This is a genomic window from Streptomyces tibetensis (assembly GCF_040647715.1).
Lineage (GTDB): Bacteria > Actinomycetota > Actinomycetes > Streptomycetales > Streptomycetaceae > Streptomyces > Streptomyces tibetensis_A.
Genome location: NZ_JBEZCR010000014.1, coordinates 13422 through 28823, shown reverse-complemented (window position 1 = coordinate 28823; position 15402 = coordinate 13422). Strand labels below are relative to the sequence as shown.

General features: G+C 72.9%; 16 protein-coding genes. 10 read left to right on the top strand and 6 right to left on the bottom strand.

Features of this window, described 5'->3' with window-relative positions; all coding sequences use genetic code 11:
* The first annotated feature begins 282 nt into the window (after positions 1 to 282).
* Complete coding sequence (locus AB0B29_RS31300) at positions 283 to 1782, top strand: APC family permease (RefSeq protein WP_362245011.1); 1500 nt, start codon at positions 283 to 285, stop codon at positions 1780 to 1782.
* Between the two features lie 2 nt (positions 1783 to 1784).
* Positions 1785 to 2204, top strand: coding sequence for a universal stress protein (locus AB0B29_RS31295; RefSeq protein WP_362245009.1), 420 nt, complete (start codon positions 1785 to 1787; stop codon positions 2202 to 2204).
* 87 nt (positions 2205 to 2291) lie between these two features.
* Here AB0B29_RS31295 and AB0B29_RS31290 read toward each other — a convergent pair whose 3' ends face one another.
* Positions 2292 to 2663: a (2Fe-2S) ferredoxin domain-containing protein gene (locus tag AB0B29_RS31290; protein WP_362245007.1), complete on the bottom strand. Its 372-nt coding sequence runs from the start codon at positions 2661 to 2663 to the stop codon at positions 2292 to 2294.
* Positions 2664 to 2731: 68 nt separating this feature from the next.
* Positions 2732 to 4267, bottom strand: a complete 1536-nt coding sequence (locus AB0B29_RS31285) for an IucA/IucC family protein (RefSeq protein WP_436845923.1) — start codon at positions 4265 to 4267, stop codon at positions 2732 to 2734.
* A 101-nt stretch (positions 4268 to 4368) separates the two neighbouring features.
* Between AB0B29_RS31285 and AB0B29_RS31280 the strand changes: the two genes are divergently transcribed.
* From AB0B29_RS31280 to AB0B29_RS31270, 3 genes are read left to right on the top strand one after another with little or no spacing between them, the layout of a single operon-like run.
* Complete coding sequence (locus AB0B29_RS31280; protein WP_362245005.1) at positions 4369 to 5862, top strand: IucA/IucC family protein; 1494 nt, start codon at positions 4369 to 4371, stop codon at positions 5860 to 5862.
* A 44-nt stretch (positions 5863 to 5906) separates the two neighbouring features.
* Positions 5907 to 7172, top strand: a complete 1266-nt coding sequence (locus tag AB0B29_RS31275; RefSeq protein WP_362245003.1) for a VWA domain-containing protein — start codon at positions 5907 to 5909, stop codon at positions 7170 to 7172.
* The gene (locus AB0B29_RS31270; protein ID WP_362245001.1) at positions 7172 to 7963 is read left to right on the top strand and encodes a hypothetical protein; all 792 of its coding nucleotides are present in this window, start codon (positions 7172 to 7174) and stop codon (positions 7961 to 7963) included. The genes AB0B29_RS31275 and AB0B29_RS31270 overlap by 1 nt, the downstream gene beginning before the upstream one ends.
* Before the next feature lie 52 nt (positions 7964 to 8015).
* On the opposite strand, the gene AB0B29_RS31265 is transcribed toward AB0B29_RS31270, so the two are convergent.
* A complete protein-coding gene (locus AB0B29_RS31265; RefSeq protein WP_362244999.1) occupies positions 8016 to 8672 on the bottom strand; it encodes a winged helix-turn-helix transcriptional regulator in 657 nt (218 codons plus the stop codon).
* 85 nt (positions 8673 to 8757) lie between these two features.
* On the opposite strand from AB0B29_RS31265, the gene AB0B29_RS31260 reads away from it, so the two are divergent.
* The 5 genes from AB0B29_RS31260 (at position 8758) to AB0B29_RS31240 (ending at position 12765) form a co-directional block, all read left to right on the top strand.
* Positions 8758 to 9966, top strand: coding sequence for a pyridoxal phosphate-dependent aminotransferase (locus AB0B29_RS31260; protein WP_362244997.1), 1209 nt, complete (start codon positions 8758 to 8760; stop codon positions 9964 to 9966).
* 141 nt (positions 9967 to 10107) lie between these two features.
* Positions 10108 to 10671 carry a DUF2243 domain-containing protein gene (locus AB0B29_RS31255; RefSeq protein WP_362244995.1) on the top strand — a complete coding sequence of 188 codons (564 nt, stop codon included), beginning with the start codon at positions 10108 to 10110 and terminating at the stop codon, positions 10669 to 10671.
* Positions 10671 to 11564 carry a cytochrome c oxidase assembly protein gene (locus AB0B29_RS31250; RefSeq protein ID WP_362244993.1) on the top strand — a complete coding sequence of 298 codons (894 nt, stop codon included), beginning with the start codon at positions 10671 to 10673 and terminating at the stop codon, positions 11562 to 11564. The genes AB0B29_RS31255 and AB0B29_RS31250 overlap by 1 nt, the downstream gene beginning before the upstream one ends.
* Before the next feature lie 60 nt (positions 11565 to 11624).
* Entirely contained in the window at positions 11625 to 12260 is a 636-nt protein-coding gene (locus AB0B29_RS31245; protein ID WP_362244991.1) for a hypothetical protein, read from the top strand.
* A gap of 79 nt (positions 12261 to 12339) precedes the next feature.
* Positions 12340 to 12765 carry an acyl-CoA thioesterase gene (locus AB0B29_RS31240; RefSeq protein ID WP_362244989.1) on the top strand — a complete coding sequence of 142 codons (426 nt, stop codon included), beginning with the start codon at positions 12340 to 12342 and terminating at the stop codon, positions 12763 to 12765.
* A gap of 53 nt (positions 12766 to 12818) precedes the next feature.
* Here AB0B29_RS31240 and AB0B29_RS31235 read toward each other — a convergent pair whose 3' ends face one another.
* From AB0B29_RS31235 to AB0B29_RS31225, 3 genes are all read right to left on the bottom strand, one after another.
* Entirely contained in the window at positions 12819 to 13364 is a 546-nt protein-coding gene (locus AB0B29_RS31235) for a sigma-70 family RNA polymerase sigma factor (RefSeq protein WP_362244987.1), read from the bottom strand.
* 142 nt (positions 13365 to 13506) lie between these two features.
* The gene (locus tag AB0B29_RS31230; protein ID WP_362244985.1) at positions 13507 to 14418 is read right to left on the bottom strand and encodes a hypothetical protein; all 912 of its coding nucleotides are present in this window, start codon (positions 14416 to 14418) and stop codon (positions 13507 to 13509) included.
* Positions 14419 to 14439: 21 nt separating this feature from the next.
* Positions 14440 to 15276 carry a transglycosylase SLT domain-containing protein gene (locus AB0B29_RS31225; RefSeq protein ID WP_362244983.1) on the bottom strand — a complete coding sequence of 279 codons (837 nt, stop codon included), beginning with the start codon at positions 15274 to 15276 and terminating at the stop codon, positions 14440 to 14442.
* Positions 15277 to 15402 lie beyond the last annotated feature (126 nt).

Genomic DNA, 15402 nt, shown 5'->3' with positions numbered 1-15402 from the left:
CGGCCGTGGACGCGTCCGGGAGTGCGGCCGGCCGTGGACGCGTCCGGGGTGCGGGTGCATCCGGCGGCGGGTGCCGGGGCTCTGTGTCACGGGAGCGCGGCGTGCCGGGCCGTAGGGGCACCGCTCCGGACGGCCCGGTCCGCCCGTCCGGCGGGCGACGACGAGTCGTTCGGCGATCGCCCGCGGCCGGAGAACGACATGAAGTCCTGAAAGGACATAAATAGCCAAAGCCCCCCGAAAGTGCCTGTTGTATGGACGCACACACAACGGGAGCGAGGGAGCATGGCCAAGGACACCACGGACCCGGGCCCGCCCGAGGAAGTGAGTCTGAAGCCCGACGCGATCGGGTTCGTCGACGCGCTGGTCATCGGACTCAACGCCACCTCCCCCGCGTACTCCGTGGCGGCGGTGATCGGCCCCGTCGTGGCACTGGTCGGCATCTACGCCCCCGGCGTCATGCTCGCGTCGTTCGTGCCCATGCTGCTGATCGCCTCGGCGTTCTACTACCTCAACAAGGTCGACCAGGACTGCGGCACGACGTTCTCCTGGGTCACCCGGGCCATGGGGCCGTGGGCGGGCTGGCTCGGCGGCTGGGCCATCACGATGACGGGCGTCCTGGTCGTCGGATCGCTCGCCGACGTGGCCGTGACGTTCTTCCTGCTCGCCGTCGGCCTGGACGGCTGGGCCGCCAACGACGTGGTGCGCCAGCTGCTGACGGTGCTGCTCATCCTGGTGATGACGGCCGTCTGCGTGATCGGCACCGAGCTGTCGGCCAAGGTGCAGAACGTCCTCATCCTGGCGCAGGTCGCCTGTCTGCTCGCCTTCGCCGTGGTGGCGCTCTACCGCGTCTACGCCGACACCGGCACCCTCGACGCCATCTCCCCGGAGTTCAGCTGGCTCGACCCCTTCGGAGCCGGCGGGGCGTCCCTGACCGCGTCCCTGCTGCTGGGCGTGTTCATCTACTGGGGGTGGGAGTCCGCGGTCAACCTCACCGAGGAGGTGGAGGACTCGGCCACCGCCCCCGGCAAGGCGGCCGTCTGGTCGACGGTGCTGCTGCTGGTGACCTATGTCGCGGTCGCCTTCGCGGTCGTGGCCTACGCGGGCACGGCCTACCTCGCCGAGAACGCGGCGGAGGAGGAGTTCATCTTCGCGCTGCTCGCCGAGGAGGCGATGGGAGACTGGGACTGGGTGGTGCTGCTGGCGGTGTCGACGTCCGCGCTGGCCTCCACACAGACGACGATCATCCCGGCCTCGCGCACCGGGCTGTCCATGGCACGCCGGTACGCGCTGCCCGCGCAGTTCGGCCGCATCCACCCGCGCTTCCGCACCCCCGACGTGAGCACCTGGTGGGTCGCGGCCATCGCCATCGTCTGGTACCTCGTCCTGTTCCACATCAGCGAGAACGCCCTCTTCGACTCCCTCACCGCCCTGTCGCTGCTGATCGCGTTCTACTACGCGCTCACGGGTCTGGCCTGTGCGGTCTACTACCGCCGCCAGCTGACCCGCAGCGCCCGCAACTTCTTCCTGATCGGGCTCGGACCGCTGATCGGTGCGGGGCTGCTGGCGTGGCTGCTGGTGGAATCCGTGGCGGACATGTCCGACCCCGAGAACTCCTACAGCGGCGTCTCGTGGTTCGGGCTCGGCCCGCCGCTCGTCATCGGCATCGGCATCGTCGTCGCCGGCGTGGTCCTCATGGTCGTGTGGCGGCTGACGGCGCCCGCCTTCTGGTCGGAACACCCGAGCGTGGTCGACCCGGCGCTCGTCGACGGCAAGGAGTCCTGAAGATGTCGGTGGTCCTCGGCTACGACGAGTCCCCGGGCGCCCTGAGCGCCCTGAGCGTCGCCATCGAGGTGGCGACCGCGTACGACGAACCACTGGTGATCGTCTACGGCGTCGCCGCCCCCGGTGTCACGGGTGAGGAGTACGGCGCTCATCACGAGGCCGTCCGCGAGGCCGGCTCCACCGCGCTCGCCCATGCGCTGCGGGTGGCCGACGAGGCCGGGGTGCGGACGTCGGTGGAGCTCATCGACGAGCGGCCCGCACAGGCGCTGATCGAGGCGGCGGCCCGTCATGGCGCCCGGGTCATCGTGGTGGGCACGTGGGGCGAGAGCCCGGTGCGCGGGGCGTTGCTGGGCTCGACCCCGCACAAGCTGCTGCACCTGTCCGGCGTGCCGGTGCTCTGTGTGCCGGCGACGCGGTCATGAGGCACTGACACGCCGGCCGTTTCGTGCGCGGCCCGTGTCATGTCATACGGCGGACCGTGTCATGCGGCCCGTGTCCCACGCCCTGCTTCATGAGCCGCCGGCGGCGCGTTTCTTGTGCGGGCTGAAGACGTACAGGTCGAGGATCTCGGGCACCGGCGCGACGCCGGGGCCGCCCGCCCGCACCCAGGAGACGACGTCCTCGGTGGCGGCCGGGTCGTTGACCAGGCCCAGCCACACCGGACGGCCTCCGGCGGCCCGGCCCTCGGCGGAGGGCTGGACGACGATGACGTTGGCCTGGTCGCAGACGTCGAGGCAGTCGGAGACGCGCACCGGCGCGGCCTCGCGCAGGCGGTCGGTCTGGGCGGCGTGATCGACGCCTCTGATCTTGCGGGTGCCGCAGCAGCAGTCCCGGCAGACGACGATGCGGCAGGGAAGCCCTGCGTTCGGCGTCGCGGACATACCGCTCCCTCCCTCTCTGCCTCTGCGCGTGGCGATGATCATGTCACGCGGACGCCGGGCCCGGCGCGTCAGGTCCCTTCCCTGAGCGGGTTGGGCAGCGGGCCGTAGCGGGCGTCGGCACCGTCCGCGCCGGTCCAGCGCAGCAGCAGGTTGGTCTTCGCGGGGAGGGCCGGCGAGGTGAGCAGGGCGGGGATCTCGGGGAGGTCGTGACGGGCGAGTTCGCGCCGGGTGGCGGGCCAGGGGTCGAAACCGGGGTGCCGTTCGGTGAGGGCGCCTGCGATCTCGATGAGGTGGTTGACGACCAGGCAGTACACCAGCCGCTCCCAGCCGGCCTGCCGCGTCACGTCCGGCAGCAGCTTCACGCCCTCGGCGTCCCGGTACAGCGCCTGCACCGGCAGCCCGTCGGCGTCCACGGCGACCAGCGTGTTCTGCAGATGGGCTTCGATGACGACACCGTGCTCGGCGAACGCCGTCAGCACCGGCGGCACGACCTGGGCCAGGTACGCCGCCCACCAGGCCCCCGGGTCGGCGGCGCGGTCGAGCGGGCTGCCGTCGAAGCCCTCGACGAGAGCGGCGGCGAGCACCGGGACCGCGCCGGGCAGCAGGCGGTCGGCGAAGCCGTCGCGGACGAGGACGGCCAGGGCCTCGAAGGCGAAGTCGGCGGTGCGGTAGCCGCGGTCGCCGAGCCAGGCCGAGGGGCCGCCGGACGTCTCGAAGGCGGCGCACACGGCCGCGTCCGTCCTGCGCAGGGCGAGCAGGTCGTGGCGCCACAGACGGCGGATGTCGTTGGTGATGCGCACGTCCAGGCTGAACTTGAGGAAGAGATCTGGCTCGGGCGTGTAGAGCGTGCGGATCGCGGCCGTGGGCCAGGCATCGGAGGCGGTGGTGCCGAGCCGGATCAGCCTGCCGTCCGCGAAGGCTCCGCCGAGCTCCCGCGCGGTCAGCTCGAGCTGCCAGGGGTGGGCCGGGAGCAGCCGGTAGCCGGGCGGGGCCGTGCCGAGGCCGTCCAGGGCGGAGGTGTCGCCCTCCTCGACGACGGTGTCCTCGCGCAGGCCGAGCAGCACGAGAGGGAAACGGGCGTACGCCTCGGGCGCGTACGGCAGCCAGCGGACCGTGGGGCCGCCCCCGCGCGCCTTGGGGGCCGGGTGGTGGGTGTGGCCGGTCAGGAGGGACTGCTCGGAGCGCAGGTAGGGATCGTCGGGCGGCGTGGCCCGGGCCCGGGCAGCGAGCAGGGCGGCCACGGCGTCGCGGCTGTCGAGCATCTCGGTGGGCAGTTCGTGGTTGGACAGCCCGGTGTGCCGGCGCAGCTCCTCGGCGACGAGCTTGACCAGCTCGGTGTGGCCGACGCGGTGCCAGGCGCCCGCGGCCTCGATCTCCGGTTCGGCGGGCCGCCGCGTTCCGCGCACCCGCAGCAGCCGGCCCGTGCCGGGCAGCCGGTGGACGCGACGGTCGCCCTCCCGGCGCACCGGCCGGGCGACCTCCCGCAGCAGGCAGTTCAGCAGGGGCACGGCAGCGTACGCGTCGGCGAGGGCTCCGGTGGCCGGGTCGTCACCGTGGGCCGAGTCGTCGTCGGCGGGCGGGGGCATGAGGTCCACGCGTTCCACTCGTCCCTATGGTCGTTCCAGCGTGCCGGGCGGAGATGATCAGTATGTCGGTCGTCGCCGTTCCGCTGTGACGCCCCTATTCGTACCCGAGGAGCCCGCCCGTGCACCGTCCCCCCACCGCCGAGGCCGAGGTCGCCGACGAGCTGTCCGTGGTACGGCCCGGGCTCGTGCCCCGGTACGAGGCCGCCCTGCCCGGCGCGCGGGCGGCCGTGCTGTCCCGGCTGTGGCGCGGTCTCGCCCACGAGCCGCTGCCCTGGGTCGCGGGCCGGGAGCAGGCGCGGAACGGTCTGACGCTGTCCCTGTCCGACGGCCGCCGGCTGCACGGCCCCCGGCCGGATCCGTACGCGACCGGCGCGTACGTCACCGTCGTACGGCTGGACGAGGCGGCGTACGCGGATCCGGCGCGGCTGATGACGGACCTCGCCGTACCGCACTCCGACACCTTCGCCGCCGAACTCGGTCACAGTGTCGCCTCGTTGGCGTTGTCGCGGGCGGGGCAGGAGGGGGGCCGGGAGGAGTGGCCGGAGAGCGACTGGGAGTGGGAGCAGCGGATCGTCGACGGACACCCCTTCCATCCGACGTGCCGGTCAAGGCCCGGCTTCTCGGTGGCCGAGCAGCTGGCCTACGGGCCCGAGCACCGGCCCGTCGTGGAGCTGGGGCTGGTGCCGGTGCGGGCGGAGGAGTGCCTGGTGACGGGCGTGTGGCCGGACGATATGCGGGACGGGGGGCGGGTGGTGCTGCCGGTGCATCCGTGGCAGGCGGCGCATGTGCTGAAGCGCACCTGCGAGGAGCGGCTCCCCGCGCATCCGCTGATGTCCCTGCGGACGCTGGCGCTGCCCGGCGGGCCGCAGGTGAAGACCTCGCTGAGCGCCCGGCTGACGTCCTCGGTGCGGGACATCTCCCTGCCCTCGGTCGCCGCCTCGGCGGTGCTGTCGGACTTCGCGGGCACGCCGGCGGCGCGTGCGGACGGTCTGCTGCACGTCACCCGCACACTGGGTGCGGCGGCGGCCGGTTCCCCGGACTTCGCGGCCGTGCTGCGGGAGTCGCCGCAGACGTACGCGGGCAGCGGTGAACGGGTCCTGCCGGTGGCGGCGCTCGCCACCACCGGCCTCACGCACTCCCCCGCCTGGCTGGCCGGTTTCGCACGGCTCACGCTCACCGTCGGGCTGCGGCTGCTGGAGCTGGGCGTGGCCCTGGAGGCGCACGGCCAGAACCTCCTGGTGATCCTCTCCGCGACGGGAGAGCCGCTGCGGCTGGTCTACCGCGATCTGGCCGACATCCGCGTCAGCCCGGCCCGCCTGGCCCGGCACGGCATCACGGTGCCCGAACTGCCCGCCCGTATGGTCACGGACGACGAACGTGCGCTCCGCCGCAAGCTGTTCGGCTCGCTCGTGGCGGGCGCACTGGCCGGCACGGCCGGGTCGGGTCCGGCCCTCGGAGCGGCGCTGGAGACGGCCGTACGGGACCTGCCGCGCACCCCCGACCTCGCGGCGCTGTGCGCGGATCCGCTGCCCACGAAGGCGCTGACACTGATGCGGCTCTCGCCGCAGACGCCCGGGGACCAGTGGGCGGAACTGCCCAACCCCTTGCGATGAAGACCGTTTTGGAACCGGAGCGGGGTGATCAATAGGATCCGGCGATGATCACAAGAACACGGCTGGCGGCAGGGGCCTGCGCCCTGCTCGCCGCGCTGACGGCCGGGCTCGCCTTCCCGGCCGGGGCGGCCGCCGGCGAACCCACGGGCCAGGGCGCCCCCAAGGTCGACCTCGTCCTCGATGTGAGCGGCTCGATGCGGGCCCGGGACATCGACGGCCAGTCTCGGATGGCCGCCGCGAAGCAGGCGTTCAACGAGGTGCTCGACGCGACGCCCGAGGAGGTCGAACTCGGTATCCGCACCCTCGGCGCGAACTACCCGGGCAACGACCGCAAGACGGGGTGCAAGGACACCGCGCAGCTCTACCCGGTCGGCCCGCTCGACCGCACCGAGGCCAAGACGGCCGTCGCCACCCTCACCCCGACGGGCTGGACGCCGATCGGCCCGGCCCTGCTGAAGGCGGCCGGTGACCTGGACGGCGGCGACGGCTCCAAGCGCATCGTGCTGATCAGCGACGGCGAGGACACCTGCGCCCCGCTGGACCCGTGCGAGGTGGCCCGCGAGATCGCGGCCAAGGGCATCGGCCTGACCATCGACACCCTGGGCCTGGTGCCGACCGCCAAGCTGAGCCGGCAGCTGAGCTGCATCGCCGAAGCAACGGGCGGCACCTACACCTCGGTCGAGCACCAGGACGAACTCACCGACCGGGTGAACCAGTTGGTGGACCGGGCGGCGGATCCGGTGGTGACGCCGGTGGCGGCCGAGGGTGCCGACCGGTGCGCCGCTGCGCCGACGCTGAAGTCGGGCCTGTACACCGACCGCGAGGAGTTCGGGCAGCAGCGCTTCTACCGGGTGGGCGTGCGGCCGGGTCAGGAGCTGCGCGCCTCGGTGAGCGTCGCCGCGGACCGGGCCGTGAACCCCGGCTACGGCGTGCTGATGCGGGCCGTGACGTCCACGGGCCGCGAGATCGTGCGCGGCGAGGCGGCGGGCAACGGCCGCACCGACGTGATCTCGACGGGCCTGCGCTACCCGAAGGCCGAGAGCGACGACGAGGACGCGCCCGCCGAGGCGGTCTGCCTCGCCGTCTCGCACTCCTTCTCGGCGGCCTCCGGCGTGAAGACCACGCCCGGTCTGCCGCTGGAGCTGACGGTGGACGTCGTGGACGCCCCGAACCAGGCGGGCGACGTGGCCGCCTTCGGCCTCGGCCGCGGCTGGTGGCTGCTCGGCGTGCTGATCCTCACCGGCTTCCTCGCCGGTCTCGTCTGGGGCTGGCTGTCGCGCTGGCGGGTCGCGGTCTGGAGGACCAACTGATGCGAGTGGTACGAGCGTTGAGCGCGGCGTTGCTCGCCCTCGGAGTGGCGGCCGGCCCGGCCGCGGCCGACGCCTCGCCGAGCCCGTCGCAGGACGAGGCGTCGGCACCCACGCAGGCCGGCACGTCGTTCCGCACGGCGACGGAGATCGAGCAGGGGCAGCGGGCCACGGCGAGCGGCTCCACGGGTGACTACCTGTACTGGTCGTTCCCCGCCGACACCGGGCAGCGCCCCACGGTCGAGGCGACGGTGAAGCTGCCGGAGACCCACGCTTCGCAGACCTGGCAGATCGACGTCTACGACGGTCTGCGCCGCCGTCAGGCCTGCCAGTACGGGGCGCAGACACGCACCGCGGCAGCCGACACGTCCTCCGTGAAGCTGGCCTGCGTCCTGCGCACGGTCCGGGCCTGGTCGGAGACGTGGGCGAACGACCCCCTGCCGGGCACCTACTACGTCCGGCTGACGGCCACCGGCGTCGCCACCGCCGACCTCGGTCTCCCGGTCGACACCGGGATACGGGTGGACTCCAAGGACATCGGCGGATCCGCGGCGGTGGACGGCTCGCTCGCCGAGCCCCTGGTGCCGGGAATCGCCTCGAAGCCCGCGGAGGAGCGGGAGGACGCGGCGGTGCTGGCCGGTCTCGAACCCGAGGACGGCTGGGCGTCCGGCTGGTGGTCGGACCGGTGGGTGTGGACCGCGATCGGCGGGGTCCTGGCCGCCCTGGCGGGTGTCGGCGGGTACGCGCTGACGCGCGGCACGGGCAGGCCGTCCCGGGTACCACCGGGCGCCTGACCGGGCCTCATCCGACCCGCCCCTGATCGGTCATCACCTGATCAATCGGCTCTCAGAAGGCCCGCCCCGTGCGGGCCTTCTCTCCTTCCTCCCGCAGCTCCTTGGCCAGGGTTCCCTCGCCGCCGACCTCGACCCGGCCCTCCCCCACGGCCCGGGCCAGACCCAGCTCCCCCCGGCCGAGAGCCGTGCACGTGGCGGTGTCCAGGACCAGCCGCGCGTCCGGCTCCCCCGGGGCGGGCCCGTCGCCGTACACGGGACCCTCCTCGGCACCGGCGTACAGATGGAACAGGCCTTCCTCCAGGCGGACTTCGACGAGCCCCTCGCCGTCCAGCAGGCGCAGCAGGGGCAGCGCGAACCAGTGGGCCCGGACCGCGTCCGTCGGCCGGCGCTCCCCGAGTTCGGCCTGCCCCCACTCCCCCAGCGCCTGCAGCACGGGCAGCAACTCACGCCCACGAGGCGTGACTTCGTACACGTACGCCGCCCCCGGCGGCGGCAGCCGGCGCCGGGTCGCGAGGCCGTCGCGCTCCATGTCCTTCAGGCGCGAGGCGAGGACGTCGGTGCTGACGCCGGGCAGGTCCGCGTGCAGGTCGGTGTAGCGGCGGGGACCGGCGAGCAGCTCCCGGACGATCAGCAGGGTCCAGCGGTCACCGACGGCGTCGAGCGCGCGGGCTGCGGAGCAGTACTGGTCGTAGCTTCGGCGAGGTGGCATGCGACGCAGTCTAGACAAGTTGTTGGACTTTCCAAGCGCGCACTTGGTAAAACCAAGCAACACGATCGGCAGAGGAGAGCGGCGCATGGAGTTCCGGCAGTCGAGCAAGCTCAGCGAGGTCTGTTACGAGATCCGCGGGCCGGTCATCGAGCACGCCAACGCACTGGAGGAGGCGGGGCACAGCGTGCTGCGCCTGAACACCGGCAATCCGGCGCTGTTCGGCTTCGAGGCCCCGGACGAGATCCTCCAGGACATGATCCGGATGCTGCCGCAGGCGCACGGCTACACCGACTCGCGCGGCATCCTCTCCGCCCGCCGGGCCGTCGCCCAGCGCTACCAGACGCTCGGCCTGGAGGTCGACGTCGACGACGTCTTCCTCGGCAACGGCGTATCGGAACTGGTGTCGATGGCCGTCCAGGCGCTCATCGAGGACGGCGACGAGATCCTCGTCCCCGCCCCGGACTTCCCCCTCTGGACGGCGGTGACGACCCTCGCGGGCGGCAAGGCCGTCCACTACCTGTGCGACGAGCAGGCCGACTGGTACCCCGACCTCGACGACATGGCGTCGAAGATCACCGACCGCACCAAGGCGGTCGTGATCATCAACCCGAACAACCCCACCGGCGCGGTCTACCCCAAGGAGATCGTCGAGGGCATCTGCGACCTCGCCCGGCGGCACGGCCTCATGGTCTTCGCCGACGAGATCTACGACCAGATCCTCTATGACGCCGCCGTGCACCACTCGGCCGCCGCGCTCGCCCCCGACCTGGTGGTCCTCACCTTCTGCGGGCTGTCCAAGACCTACCGCGTGGCGGGCTTCCGCTCCGGCTGGCTGGTGGTGACGGGCCCGAGGCAGCACGCCAAGGACTACCTGGAGGGCCTCACCATGCTGGCCTCCATGCGGCTGTGCGCCAACGCGCCCGCGCAGTACGCCATCCAGGCCGCGCTCGGCGGCCGGCAGTCCATCCGCGAGCTCACCGCACCGGGCGGGCGGCTGCTGGAGCAGCGGGACGTGGCCTGGCGGATGCTCAACGAGATCCCGGGCGTGACCTGCGTGAAGCCGAAGGGCGCGCTGTACGCCTTCCCGCGCCTGGACCCCAAGGTGCACAGGATCCACGACGACGAACGGTTCGTGCTGGACCTGCTGCTGCGGGAGAAGATCCAGGTGGTCCAGGGCACCGGCTTCAACTGGCCGTCACCGGACCACTTCCGCATCCTCACCCTGCCGCACGCGGAGGACCTGGAGGCGGCGATCGGCCGGATCGGGCGGTTCCTCGGCGGATACCGCCAGTAGACGCCGAGCGTTTCCCGCCGACCTGCGCGGGGACCGGAAAGGGTCTTTGAGCCGGATGGGGGCAGAGCGCAGGGCGTGAGCGCCGTACAGAAGGGAACGTCGTCTTCGGTCCTTCCCCCAAGGCAGGAGCGGAGACGAGTGATGGCCACCACGCAAGGCGAAGCCCGGGTCGGCACCCCACGACCGGCAGACCTCCGGTTGCCCGGCATCGTGCTCGGGGTCGGGATGGGCGGGTTCGCCGACGGCATCCTGCTGCACCAGTTGCTGCAGTGGCACCACATGCTCTCCAGCACCAACCAGGACCGCATCGGGGTGAAGTACTACGACCCCCACACCGTCTCCGGTCTGGAGATGAACACCCTGTGGGACGGCGTCTTCCACACCGTGTGCTGGCTCGCGGTCCTGCTCGGGCTGTCCGTGCTGTACGCGCGGGTCACCCACGACCGGCTGCGGGTGTGGACCTCCCGGGTGCTGTGGGGCTGGATGCTCGTCGGTTGGGGCCTGTTCAACCTCGTGGAGGGCGTGCTGGACCACCACGTCCTCGGCATCCACCACGTCCACGCCGGGGCGGGCCAGGTGTGGTGGGACATCGGCTTCCTCGTCCTGGGCGCCCTGCTGGTCGCCGGCGGCCATCTGCTGCGGCGCAGCGGCCGGTCCGTCGGCCCGGGTGCGGCGGCCGGCCGGCATGAGGGCCCGCGCGGCTGATGGGCCACCATCTGCACGGGCACGGGCACGCGGCGGGCGGCGGCACCCCGGACTGGCTGCCGCCGGCGCTGCTGCTGCTCGCCGCATGCGGTGTCTACGTGCTGCTCGTCCGCCGGGCATGCCGCCGCAATCCGGTCATCGGCTGGAGCCGGTGGCGGACCGGCTGGTTCCTGGTCGGGATGCTCCTGCTCGGCATCGCGCTGCTGCCGCCCGTGGCCCCCTTCGCCCACGAGGACTTCCGCGGGCACATGGTCCAGCACCTGCTCATCGGCATGTACGCGCCGCTCGCCCTGGTCCTGGCCGCTCCCGTGACGCTCCTGCTGCGCACCCTGCCCGCCACCGGGGGCCGACGGCTGACCGCGGTGCTGCACAGTCCGCCCGCCCGCCTGCTCGCCCGTCCGGCCGTCGCGCTGGCGCTCTCCACGGGCGGCCTCGCGGTGCTGTATTTCACCCCCCTGTACGACGCGATCACGGCCGCCCCGGCGGCGCACTGGCTGCTGCACGCACACTTCCTGCTCTCCGGATGCCTGTTCGCCCACGCCATCGCCGGCCCCGACCCGGCCCCCGCCCGGCCGGGGGTCAGGGCCCGGCTGGTCTACCTCGGCGTCGCGATCGCGGCGCACGCCGTGATCGCGCAGTTGATGTACGGCGGCTTCTGGGTGGACATCCACGCGCCGATCGACCAGGTGCAGGGCGGCGCGGAGGTCATGTACTACGGCGGCGACCTGGCCGAGCTGCTGCTGGCCGCCGCGCTGGTCGCCACCTGGCGGCCCGAGCCCCGGCGCGCGACGGGCCGGAGTGCGGCGGGGCGGGGTGCGACGGGCCGGAGTGCGGCGGGGCGGGGTGTGGGGCGGGGAGTCGTCCCGGCCCGGGATGTCAGTGGCGGGTCGTAGCCTTCGAGCAGGTGGGCCGTGAAGCCCCCGGGCCTGCCCGAGACCGGAGAGGAGCACGCCGTGACCCGACCGCCGACCGTCGCACAGCGGCGTGTCATCGACGCCGCCGATCCCGTCACCGGGCGGCTGCGTGGCACGGAGTCGCAGCTCGCGGCACTGGTGAAGCGGGGTCTCGCGTTCCGCCACCCCCGGCCACCGCACGATCACTTCCTGACTCCGGAAGGGCACCGGGTGCGGCAGGGCATCACCCAGGTGCCCGAGACGGCCGGGTCCGCTCAGGCCCCCGCGTCGACGGGCGTCTTCGCCGCACGCGCCGGCGGCGAGGAGGCCACTCTCGAGGCCGGTCCCGCCCGGCGCCGTGAGGTGCACAGTGCCTGGCAGGGGCTGCTGGAGCTGCGCCGCATGACCAACCCGGGCGGGGACGTGGACCGGCCGTGCGGCTGGGAGCGTACGCATCTGGTGCGCGCCGCGGCGCTGGCCCTGGAGGCGGCCGGTCACGCTCCCGCGGGCCAGGAGGGCGGGGGCTATCGTGTGCGGGAGACCCCCCAGCCGGAGGCCGTCGCCGTCCACGAGCCGGACGGCGAGGCACTGCGGGCCTGCGCGGCCACCCTGGAGGGGGCAGGCTGGCAGGTGAGCGAGCACCGTGAGCCGCGCACCGGGAGACGGTATCTGCTGGCTTCGCCCCGCCGGGCGTGATGAGCATGCCAAGATCGGTGGATCGGTGCGCGGTGCACGAGAGTCCGGTGGGAGAGATCCGGTGCGAGAAGGGGAAGCCGTGAGCAAGCCGTATTCCGTCCCAGTGACCGTCCGTGGATACGAGACGGACGTGCAGGGGCACCTCAACCAGGCGGTCTATCTGAACTACGCGGAGCACGCCCGCTGGTCGTTGCTCCAGGCCGCGGGGATCAGCCAGTCCGCCCTCATCGGCAGCGGCGTGGGCCCGGTCGCCCTGGAGACGACCATCCGCTACAAGCGCGAGCTGCTCGCGGGCGACGAGGTCGAGGTGACGTGCGCCTTCGAGTGGGGCGGCGGCAAGACGTTCCGGATCGAGCAGACCGTCGTGAAGGCCGACGGCACGGTGGCCGCGGAGATCACGGCGGTCGGCGGCATCCTGGACCTGGAGCAGCGCCGGCTGGTCGCGGATCCCGCGGAGGTCTTCAAGAAGCTGGCGTCGGATCCGGGGCTGTTCGGACTCGCGTAGGGCCGTGGGCCGCATCCACTGCGGGCGTGCGGGCGGTCGCGCGGCCCGGCCGGTCAGCGCACACCGCGTTCCTCCAGGGCCGCTCTGAGGCTACGCAGGGCGTAGTAGACGCGGGACTTCACCGTGCCCTGGGGGACGCCCAGCGCGGTGGCCGCCTGGTGCGTGGTGCGGTCGGCGAAGAAGGTGGCCTCCAGGGCCTCGCGGTGGGCCGGTGTCAGGGCCCGCAGGGCGTCGTGCAGCACGATGGACGACAGCATGCGTTCGATGTCGTCGGCGTCGGTGCCCAGTTCGGCCAGCCAGTCGGCGCCGCCTATCTCCTGCGGGCGGGCCATCTTCGTCCGGTGTGCGTCGATCACGATGTTGCGCGCGATGCGGAACATCCAGGGGCGTACGGCCATGCCCTCGCCGTCGGCGAGCGTCTGCTTGTTCCAGCAGCGCAGCAGCGTCTCCTGAAGGACGTCCTCCGTGCGGTGGGTGTCCCCGCCCAGCATGCGCAGCACGTACGCGTAGAGGGCCGGACCGTGCTCCAGGTAGAGGTCCCTCAGCGCCCGCTCCTCGGGCGACACCGCGCTCGCGGACCCGATCACCGTCACGTTCATGGTGTGCTCCTGCTCCTGCCGCTTGGGGCGGCCCGTCCCGCCAAGTCGGCTGGAATCGGGGCCTCCGGTGCGACGGAGTGTGGTCAGGGGCGTTCCACGCTCGTTTGACGCGCGGTCCACGGCTCGTACATCGCGGGTCCGGTCACACGCGGGCCGACAGCGACTCCACCCGGGCGCGCACCCGGCGGGCCAGTCGTTCGTCCGCCGGCGCGAGGCGGCCGCCGACGCGCAACCGGTCCCACATGTGCAGCAGTTCGCCGCCGTGGACGACCGCCGCCCTGCCGTCCTCCAGGCGCTGCCAGGCGGCCGCCGCCCGTGCGATCGCCGCCGGGGCCCCGGGGTCACCGGCGCCGCACAGAATCCGGGCCACCGAGAGGGCCAGGACGGTCGCCTCCCTGTGGTCTCCGCGCAGGTGCGCCAGGTACGCCTCCATGGCCCGTGCCTCCAGCGCGTCCGGGTGCTCCGTGCACGCCGACCGGGTCAGCTCCTCACGCAGGGCGGTCACCACGGCGGACGCCTCCTCGATCCGGCCCGTGGCCGTCAGCGCGTTGATGTGCGCGACCCGGGCGGCGAGTTCCGGCGGAAGGGGGCGGGACGGCTGCGGAGGCGGGGCGGGAACGGGGGGTGGGAGAGGTGCGGGGGGTGCCGTCGCTGCGGCCCTGGCCCGGGCGACCGCCGCGGCGACGGCCGAGACGGGGGCGGGAGCGGGGGCCGAGGCGGGAGCGGAGGCCGAGGCGGGAGCGGAGGCGGGGGTGGGAACGGGGGCGGGGGTGGGAACGGGGGACGCCGGTTCGGGGGCTTGGCTCATCGCCTCACCCCCCTCCATCGCATCGAGGAGGCGGCTGGAGCCGTCGGGTGCCACCTGGAGCACGAAGTGGGCGTCCGAGAAGCCGTCGTTCACCGTGGCCTCGACCGCGGCGGCGCGTTCCTGCGCGTGCCGTTGCAGGCGGTCCAACACGGCCTCGTGCACGGACCCGCCCTCCTCGACGACCAGGATCTCGCCGTTGATCTCGGCGAGTCCCTCACCCGGGATGCGCACCGCGAAGCGGGTCATGACTGGGAGTCCTCCTGACGCTCAGACGCCGGAAGCGGCGGACGCGGACGGGGAAGCGCTGGGGTCCGGGTCCGTTCCCGGTGTGATGCCCGGAGTGACTCCCGGTGTGGCGCCGGGAGGCGGGGCGGCCACACCCGCGTACTTGGCGAACTGGGCCCGGACGGCGAGGACGTAGCCCTGCGCCTCGTTCGTCTGCGGCACCCCCTTGGCAGCGCGCACGGCGTCCATCCCCACGTGGTAGCCGGCCAGCGCGAGGTCCAGGACGCTGCCGGTGGCCTCGTTCGCGTCGATCATCCGCTGGGCCTGACCGGCCAGATCGCACAGATGACGCCCCTGGGCCATGATCGAGTCCTCGGCGTCGAAGGCGGAGGTCTTGTCGTTGTCGTCGTCGTCCTCGCCGTACTTCTCGAAGACCTCGGGCGGCAGTTGGGAGATGCCCTCCTCGCCGTTCTCGCCGACCAGTTCCCGGTTGAAGCCGGACTCCCGCTCGAGCTGCGAGGCGATGACGACCGGGCCGACCGCCCCGCACAGCTCACCGGCCTCCTCGATCGGCTCCACCAGGTCCTCAGGCACCGTCGAGGAGTCCAGCTCACCGCCACCGTCGCCGTTGAAGACGGCGATCACCTCGTCCGCGTCGTCCGCACCGGCGGAACCGTCTCCGCCGCCCGAGAACAGAAGGATCAACGCGATGAGCGGCGCCAGCAGGACGCCGAAGCCGCCGATGATGACGATCACGACCAGGGTGCCGAGCAGCGCGAGCGGCGACAGCAGGCAGCCGCAGCCGGTGCCGGCGGCGATGGTGTTCCGGACGGCGGTGGAGGCGCCGCCCTCCCCGCTTTCTCCCGTGCCCGCACTCATGGGGCCCGCCTTCTTCCTCTTGCCTTGAACCGCGACGGCTGGACGGCCCGTTGTGCTGTCGACGGGCTCGGGAGATCGAAACGGGCCCGGGAGCAATTCAGTTCAAACCCGTGGACATCAGATGAC

Bases quoted from the DNA above. Each gene is read 5' to 3' on its own strand.
- AB0B29_RS31300 (WP_362245011.1), top strand. From the start codon at position 283: ATGGCCAAGGACACCACGGACCCGGGCCCGCCCGAGGAAGTGAGTCTG.
- AB0B29_RS31295 (WP_362245009.1), top strand. From the start codon at position 1,785: ATGTCGGTGGTCCTCGGCTACGACGAGTCCCCGGGCGCCCTGAGCGCC.
- AB0B29_RS31290 (WP_362245007.1), bottom strand. From the start codon at position 2,663: ATGTCCGCGACGCCGAACGCAGGGCTTCCCTGCCGCATCGTCGTCTGC.
- AB0B29_RS31275 (WP_362245003.1), top strand. From the start codon at position 5,907: ATGATCACAAGAACACGGCTGGCGGCAGGGGCCTGCGCCCTGCTCGCC.
- AB0B29_RS31270 (WP_362245001.1), top strand. From the start codon at position 7,172: ATGCGAGTGGTACGAGCGTTGAGCGCGGCGTTGCTCGCCCTCGGAGTG.
- AB0B29_RS31265 (WP_362244999.1), bottom strand. From the start codon at position 8,672: ATGCCACCTCGCCGAAGCTACGACCAGTACTGCTCCGCAGCCCGCGCG.
- AB0B29_RS31260 (WP_362244997.1), top strand. From the start codon at position 8,758: ATGGAGTTCCGGCAGTCGAGCAAGCTCAGCGAGGTCTGTTACGAGATC.
- AB0B29_RS31255 (WP_362244995.1), top strand. From the start codon at position 10,108: ATGGCCACCACGCAAGGCGAAGCCCGGGTCGGCACCCCACGACCGGCA.
- AB0B29_RS31250 (WP_362244993.1), top strand. From the start codon at position 10,671: ATGGGCCACCATCTGCACGGGCACGGGCACGCGGCGGGCGGCGGCACC.
- AB0B29_RS31235 (WP_362244987.1), bottom strand. From the start codon at position 13,364: ATGAACGTGACGGTGATCGGGTCCGCGAGCGCGGTGTCGCCCGAGGAG.
- AB0B29_RS31230 (WP_362244985.1), bottom strand. From the start codon at position 14,418: ATGACCCGCTTCGCGGTGCGCATCCCGGGTGAGGGACTCGCCGAGATC.
- AB0B29_RS31225 (WP_362244983.1), bottom strand. From the start codon at position 15,276: ATGAGTGCGGGCACGGGAGAAAGCGGGGAGGGCGGCGCCTCCACCGCC.